Origin of the sequence: Candidatus Borrarchaeum sp. (genome assembly GCF_019058535.1) — an archaeon.
GTDB classification, from domain to species: domain Archaea; phylum Asgardarchaeota; class Sifarchaeia; order Borrarchaeales; family Borrarchaeaceae; genus Borrarchaeum; species Borrarchaeum weybense.
The window spans coordinates 1-7,427 of sequence record NZ_JAHPYX010000131.1 but is presented as its reverse complement, the minus strand read 5'-3'; the positions used below and the strand labels follow the sequence as shown (position 1 = coordinate 7,427).

Annotated in this window: 6 protein-coding genes and 1 pseudogene; 3 read left to right on the top strand and 4 right to left on the bottom strand. The window is 38.5% G+C overall.

Annotated features, from left to right (window positions below; genetic code table 11):
• Positions 1–239: pseudogene (locus tag QVB70_RS07645) on the bottom strand (hypothetical protein); the annotation flags it as partial.
• A 231-nt stretch (positions 240–470) separates the two neighbouring features.
• Between QVB70_RS07645 and QVB70_RS07640 the strand changes: the two are divergent.
• Positions 471–2,702: a CDC48 family AAA ATPase gene (locus QVB70_RS07640; protein ID WP_287585054.1), complete on the top strand. Its 2,232-nt coding sequence runs from the start codon at positions 471–473 to the stop codon at positions 2,700–2,702.
• Positions 2,703–2,996: 294 nt separating this feature from the next.
• On the opposite strand, the gene QVB70_RS07635 is transcribed toward QVB70_RS07640, so the two are convergent.
• Positions 2,997–4,205 carry a redox-regulated ATPase YchF gene (locus QVB70_RS07635; protein WP_287585052.1) on the bottom strand — a complete coding sequence of 403 codons (1,209 nt, stop codon included), beginning with the start codon at positions 4,203–4,205 and terminating at the stop codon, positions 2,997–2,999.
• Between the two features lie 453 nt (positions 4,206–4,658).
• Between QVB70_RS07635 and QVB70_RS07630 the strand changes: the two genes are divergently transcribed.
• On the top strand, positions 4,659–5,495 hold the full coding sequence (locus QVB70_RS07630; protein ID WP_287585050.1) for a ribonuclease HIII: 837 nt from the start codon (positions 4,659–4,661) through the stop codon (positions 5,493–5,495).
• Positions 5,496–5,501: 6 nt separating this feature from the next.
• Here QVB70_RS07630 and QVB70_RS07625 read toward each other — a convergent pair whose 3' ends face one another.
• Both QVB70_RS07625 and QVB70_RS07620 read right to left on the bottom strand, forming a co-directional pair.
• Positions 5,502–5,774 carry a hypothetical protein gene (locus tag QVB70_RS07625; protein WP_287585048.1) on the bottom strand — a complete coding sequence of 91 codons (273 nt, stop codon included), beginning with the start codon at positions 5,772–5,774 and terminating at the stop codon, positions 5,502–5,504.
• Between the two features lie 110 nt (positions 5,775–5,884).
• Positions 5,885–6,055, bottom strand: a complete 171-nt coding sequence (locus QVB70_RS07620) for a hypothetical protein (RefSeq protein WP_287585046.1) — start codon at positions 6,053–6,055, stop codon at positions 5,885–5,887.
• A gap of 141 nt (positions 6,056–6,196) precedes the next feature.
• Here QVB70_RS07620 and QVB70_RS07615 point away from each other — a divergent pair.
• Positions 6,197–7,427 (top strand): IS200/IS605 family accessory protein TnpB-related protein (locus tag QVB70_RS07615; protein WP_287585044.1); only part of this gene is annotated, 1,231 nt, incomplete at its 3' end.

Sequence of the window (7,427 nt, the reverse complement as noted above, 5' to 3'; positions counted from 1 at the left end):
GGACCCACACCCATTGAAAAACCAAAAATGTAAGGACCCTTCTTCTCGAAACCACTAGGTAACTTGAATTTCGGCAGGAATTTTTCAAAATCAGCCATGTCAAATGGGCGATCTCCCATTTGTTTCATCATGTCTTCCATCATTTCTCTTAAATTGTCTATCATATCAAAAGGATCCCAATTATCACGCTTTTTCTTTCTCTTTTTATCCCAATTATCCCAATCGTCTTCATCACTCATTTTTTTCCACCGGCTTGTTATTCAATATAAACAGATATTTCTGTACAGTTCAATATTTATATCTTAACTAGGCTTAAAGTCTATATAAAGTTTTTTAAACCACTTAATATTATTATTTATTGAATATTCCATAAACACAAGGTTTATAAACTTCGTCGTACAGACTTTTATGTACCATAACTGAATCGCGCGCATGCGCGCGATTATTATTTAATATGAGGTGAAAATATTATGGAAAATTCTAGTGATTTAACACTACGAGTCTTAGAGGCTAGACAGAGAGACGTAGGACGAGGAATTGCACGAATAGATCAGAATGTAATGACTGCAGCGAATCTTAGCTCTGGAGACGTTATTGAGATTACTGGTAAGAGAAAAACAGCAGCTCTCGTATGGCCAGGTTATCCAGATGACACTGGTACTGAATCAATACGTGTTGACAAGGCAACAAGAAGCAACGCTGGAGTAACAATTGATGATAAGGTGACGATAACTAAGGTTCAAGCAAGACCCGCAGAAAAAATAACATTTGCCCCTACTGAACCCTTGAGATTGATGGGAGGGGAAATATACTTAAGCAGGCTCTTACAAGGACGCCCAATAACGAAGGGCGATCGCATTCGATTTGCGATTATGGGCAGACCTATTGAACTTGTAGTAACTGCAATTCAACCCTCAAATGTAGCTACAATAGTCAACTCCGATACACAAATTATTTTGAAAGCTGAACCTGCTAAAGAAATGGAGCGACGAATTCCAGCCGTTTCGTATGAAGATGTTGGTGGTTTAGGATCTGAAATTCAGAAAGTTCGCGAAATGATTGAATTACCGCTTAAACATCCTGAACTTTTTGAGCGACTTGGAATCGAGCCACCCAAGGGTGTCTTGTTACATGGTCCTCCTGGGACTGGGAAAACTCTTTTGGCTAAGGCGGTTGCTAATGAGACAGATGCATACTTCATTAACTTATCTGGTCCTGAAGTTATGAGTAAGTTTTATGGGGAATCGGAAGCCCGTGTTCGCGAAATCTTTAAAGAAGCAGAAGATAACGCACCTAGTATTATATTTCTAGACGAATTAGATGCTATCGCGCCAAAACGAGAAGAAGTAACCGGAGAAGTCGAGCGAAGAGTAGTTGCACAACTTTTGGCTTTAATGGATGGCCTAGAATCACGAGGACAAGTAATTGTTATCGGGGCGACCAATCGAGTGAATTCATTAGATCCCGCATTGAGAAGAGGTGGACGTTTCGATAGGGAAATTGAAATTGGCGTACCAGGTAAAAATGGTCGATTAGAGATCTTTCAAATTCATACGCGTGGCATGCCTCTTACAGAGGATGTGGACTTAGAGAAACTAGCTGAGATTACACATGGATTTGTAGGGGCAGATATATCGACTTTAGCTAAGGAAGCCGCTATGATTTCATTACGAAGAATACTACCACAAATCGACTTAGACGCAGTAGAACTACCTGTATCGGTGCTTGAGTCAATTGAAGTTACACAAAACGACTTTTTGGAAGCATTAAAAGATATTGAGCCATCAGCTATGCGAGAAGTCTTTGTTGAGGTCGCCAATGTCCATTGGGAAGATATTGGAGGTCTTGAATTACCTAAGCAAGAATTAAAAGAGGCCGTTGAATGGCCCCTCAAATTTCCAGAAGTCTTTGAAGCGACAAATACGCAACCACCAAAAGGAATTCTTTTATTTGGCCCCCCAGGTACCGGCAAGACACTTTTAGCAAAAGCCGTCGCCAATGAATCAGAGGCAAACTTCATCTCAATCAAAGGCCCAGAAGTTTTGTCGAAATGGGTGGGTGAATCAGAACGAGCGGTTCGTGAAACATTCAGAAAAGCAAGGCAAGCAGCACCAACAATTATTTTCTTCGATGAACTAGATGCAATAACTCCTCACAGAGGCATGGGTTTTGGTGATTCTCATGTCACTGAGCGTGTCATTAGTCAGATCCTGACTGAACTGGATGGACTCGTGGAACTGGAGAATGTCGTTGTGCTCGGAGCAACTAACCGACCTGATATAATCGACGCTGCTCTATTGCGACCAGGACGGTTTGACAGACTAATCTATGTGCCTGCACCCGACAAAGACGCCAGAGAAGCAATATTTAAGATCCATCTCAAAGGTAAACCACTTGCAGACGACGTTGATATTACAAAGTTGGCAGAATTGACAGAAGATTATGTTGGATCCGATATTGCCTCAGTTTGTCGAGAAGCAGTGATGTTAGCAATCCGCGAATTCTTCGAATCTGGTATTTCGAAAGAGCGCGTAAAAGAGGAGGCTAAATATGTCAAAGTGTTCGACAAACACATCCTAGACGCATTAAAGAAAGTGAAACCAAGCGGAACAAAAAATCTTAAAATATACGAAGCATTCATCGAACAGGGTGCACTAGATCGAAGAAAATCAGGAGCAGAACCCGTGCCGTTCTATCGCTAGTTAGCCTCTTTTTTATTTTTTTTAATTGACCATGCTTTCTAAATTAGAATATTCTTTGAAAGCCAGTCTTTTTTCTATGCCCCAACGACTCTAGCTGCTGCTCGGGGATCTGTGGCAGTTATTATAGCTGATACTGAATCTTGGTTGAAGCCTTTGAATCCTTGGTTTCGTTGAATGTTTTCAAGGTGACTGCTAAAAAGAAAGATCTAAAGGAATTAATTAACCGTAAATCTAAAAAACGGTCATATAAAAACAGAAACGCAACAAAAATAGAATGATCAAAGAATTTTCGTGCTATTTTAGTCCTTTCGCGCTAACAATTTTTATGATATCGCCATCGCTTAATTCGTGGTTTTCACCAAGTCTTTTTCCAGTACGTGCATCTACGGCATGTATAAAGGTCTCTGCTAGGTCAGTATGAATTTTTCCTGCGAATTCTTTTGCAGTTGTGCCTCTTTTAACTAGATATACATCAGGTAAAACTCTACCTTCCGAGTCTGCAAATTTTGTTGTATCATGCACTGGATATACTGCAATCATATCTAAAAGTTCAAAAACCGCTTTTTCTAACGCTGCTTGAACACCTGTAGACCCATATTTTTCTAAAATTTCTGTCTGAATTCGTTCAAGGCTTGCTTTTTCTTTATCAGAAATTACATCAGACTTATTGACTTTAAAAGACTTTTCACCGGATTTATATTCAATTACATCCTTTTCATCTAATTTTTTTAGTGCATACTCACAAAGCGCACAAGTTGGTACAACTATATAGTCTTCTAACTCTAATAAACTGTTTAGGTATTTTTCTGAAGTTGACATATCAACCTTGTTAGCAACAATGATCATGGGTTTCGAAACTTTTCGTAAAACTTCAACGAAGTTGAATAATTCTTCATCTGACCAATTCACTGGTTTTTCTTTACTCACACTCTCTTCTCTGAGTGCCCAACGGATATGGCTTCGTGTTATTCCCAATCCAGAAAGCTTATCTGCTAATGGCTCATCGATTTCTTTCCGAGCCGATTCTGCATGTCTAGTTAATCTATTCCAGTCCTTTTGGATTATTTGGAGAAACCACATATTGATTTCTCTCTCAAGAAAACTAATATCTTGCTTAGGATCATAACTTCCCGCTTCAATTGGTTGCCCATCTGCATCTATTGAACCGGAGGCATCTAATACATGAATTAACACATCTGCTTGTCTTAGATCGTCAAGGAATTGATTACCTAGACCTTTTCCTTGCCAGGCGTCAGGAACAAGACCGGCAACGTCAATAAGTTCGACTGGTATATGACGTATCCCTTCCATACATAATGAGTTGACTGGTGTATCTTCTACGCCTAAATCTACATGAGGACATGGTTTCCTAACATATGCAATTCCCTGATTAGGTTCAATTGTAGTGAAAGGGTAACTAGCCACTTTTGCGTCAGTTAGACAGGCGGCGTTCAAAAAGCTCGTTTTTCCGCTACTCGGTTTACCAACAATTCCAACGATCATTTCATCATCTCAAGTTTTTTCGGGTTTGTGAAACTGAGTGTCAAAACAAAATGAAGATCGTAACTAAGATATAATCTTATTGTGCAGATGTATGATCATTATGTTGAAGTTATATCTCAGTGTGTTCTTCTTTTTCAGATGAGTTCTCCTCATAACGCAACATAATACGGTCTTCCGTATCTCGAAAGGTTTTGAGTTGCACATTATTCATACCTGATGTAACTGAGAATTTGATTTCACCTTTCAATCGCCATTGAGATGATTCATCTTCTCTTTTGGATTTAAAAACTAAAAGAAAACTAATCTCATGTTCACCAGTCTCAATAGCCCCATCGAAAAAGACAATTTTAATATAATTTTAATATAATGACCTTTACTTAATAGGACATAAAATTCCATTTTCTACAATATTAAGCGGGTTCTGCCGTATTTGCTGCGATGAGTTGTGATAATATGCCTCCCATCTCTGTAGCACTTGATAAATCAGAAATTGAAGAGTTAAAATTGTATATTCAAAAAAAGAGTCTAAAGAGAGTCCGTCCAAAAACTGAATACGAATTGTTACGAATAAAAGACGGAAAAATCAGTATAGTGGTTTATAGTGGAAAAGTAGTTCATAATGGATCTAAGGAATCTCAACAAGTAATTGATGCCATTTTAAAGAAGGAACAGATCTATGACTACATTTTAGGATCGGATGAAGCAGGGAAAGGCGAATGGTATGGACCACTTGTGGTAGAAGGAGTTGCATTAACTCCTGATCTGATCATAGAATGTAGAAGGATGGGCGTCAGGGATAGCAAATCAATTGCTAAGCAACAACTGTTGAATCTTGCACAAAAACTTGTGAAGCAAAAATTTCCCAGAAAACTAGTAATTCTTAAGCCTGAAGTCTATAATTCAAAATACAAGGAGTTCCAGAACGAAGGGAAAACGCTAAACGACATGTTGGCTTGGGCGCACTCAGCAGCAATAAAGGATTTATTGAAGGAAATAAAATTCAACAACGCGAAGGTTGTCATAGACAAATTTGACTTTCAAAAAACAGAATACAGACTTTCAAATGTCGACAGGACAAATCTAGAAATAATTCAGAAAACTAAAGGTGAATCTGAGATCTCTGTGGCTCTTGCTAGCATTATTGCAAAATATATTTTCGAGAATGAAGTTGATAAACTGAATAAGAAATACAAAATTGATCTTAGAAAAACAAAACCTGCTGACATCGAGCCGAAAATTCTGCCCCTAGTGGCCAAACTTCATTTCAAAAATGTGAAAAAACACCTTTAATCCCTGTCAATCTTTTAAATCTCTTTTTTTCTGCTGAAAGATCTTTTCAATAAGTTTTTTTAACAATGGTTTGCCTTCTTCAAAAACACTATCTACAAGAACTTTCACGATATCCAAAGATGCAACATTTCGCCAATCTCCCAGACTTTTTGTGATTTTTTCTGTGACTCCTTGAATAAATTGCGCAAGCACGAACTCCCAGTATTTCATGTGAACTTCTAGATCTGATAATGTATCCTCAGGCTGTGAAGCCTCATCTTTCTTTCGCTTGAATGCCATTCCAGTCACTTAACCCCTTTAATAGCAAAATCTGCATTCCCCTTTATATTTCCTAAGTAAGAAAGCGATATATTCTATAATCAGTAAATAGGATTCTCAAAATTATACTTCTAGTTTGAGAAAATGATGTTTATGTTATCGTTTTTTGCATACTCTTTAGCTTCTACTTCATCATTGAATATCTTAAAAACATCAAACTCACATAACACGTTCTTTCCATCGACGACAAAATCAGACATTGGTCGTGCAATATTGCCAGCCTCTAAATACACTCTGATCAAACATATTTTTTCTTCCAGTAAAAGATCAGAAGGTACCCTAGGCACGCATTTTTTTTACAGTGCTTCTTAATCACTTTCACATAAGCCTCTCTGTGTTTTTAATATAATTAATAAGAACAAAGTAGGGGGGAGTCGATCACGATGATTCAGACCGTCAAATTCCGAATGTATCCCGATGAGACACAAGAACATCAGCTCCATGAGATCTTTGCCATCTATAACCGCGTGAAACGCGTCGGCTATAATCTGTTGTTTCATGGCGAGGACTATATGGTCAAACATTTCGATGAGAGCAAAACCATACAAAAGTGTTTGATGGATCAGTGTCATAACAACCCCTATGTCAATACCCTCCTGATTGATAACAGGATGAAACTGGAGCAACAAAAGACCTGGTTGACAAAACGACGCAAACGCATGACACAGCAGCTACAAGTCGTTACCAAGAAAATCAACAAAATAAAGGAACAGGATACACAAGACAAGCGATTGAAGGGCTTATACGCCCGCAGATCCTCGATAATGGCTAAACTGAACAACTTACATCTCGAACCCGTAGTATTTGGTACTAAGAATTTATTTAGGCAGAGAATACGCGGTAACATAAGTAGGGAAGAGTTCCGAATACGACGGGACTCGTCCTTCAGTTGTATCGGAAAGCAACAGGGAAAGAATCTGAATCTCAAGGTATTACCAGATAAAACCGTCAAGATACGAACCTTTTCCAAGCAAAAGGGACGCAAGTGGCTGATCATTCCAATGTCCGTAAACTACGTACAGGAAAAGTGGTTTCAGCAAATTCTTAATGCCAACAAATACACGGTGACCGTAAAAAGGAAACTCTTCAAGGGAAAGGTGCGTTACTTTGTCCATGTATCCTATGAGATTCCAGTTCCCGCATCACATTACGGGTACGAACATGGTGCCATCGGTTTAGATTTCAACTATAATTTTGTCGCTTTAACCAATGTGGATCAGCACGGCACACTTCTCTCTTATCATAGCATTTCGTTTAACAACCTTCACAACTATCGAACAGATAAACGTAATGATTATATCTCCTATAAGATGGATAAAATCGTCAATTACTGCATCAATAAAGGCAAAGGTATCGTGGTCGAGGACTTACAATTCGGCCAAAAATTTTCTTATAATACAAGACTCAACCGAAAATTAAGCAATTTGAAGACCACCGCCTTAGAACTGCTGGAACGTAAATGTAAGAAGCGCGGTGTGTCCTTTAGGAAAGTATTTCCAGGATATACCTCCATAATCGGCAGGTATAACTATGCACGATTACATAATTTGTCAGTCCATCATTTAGCAAGTTATGTAATAGCTCGAAGAGGTCTAGGATTCAAGGAAGCAATTC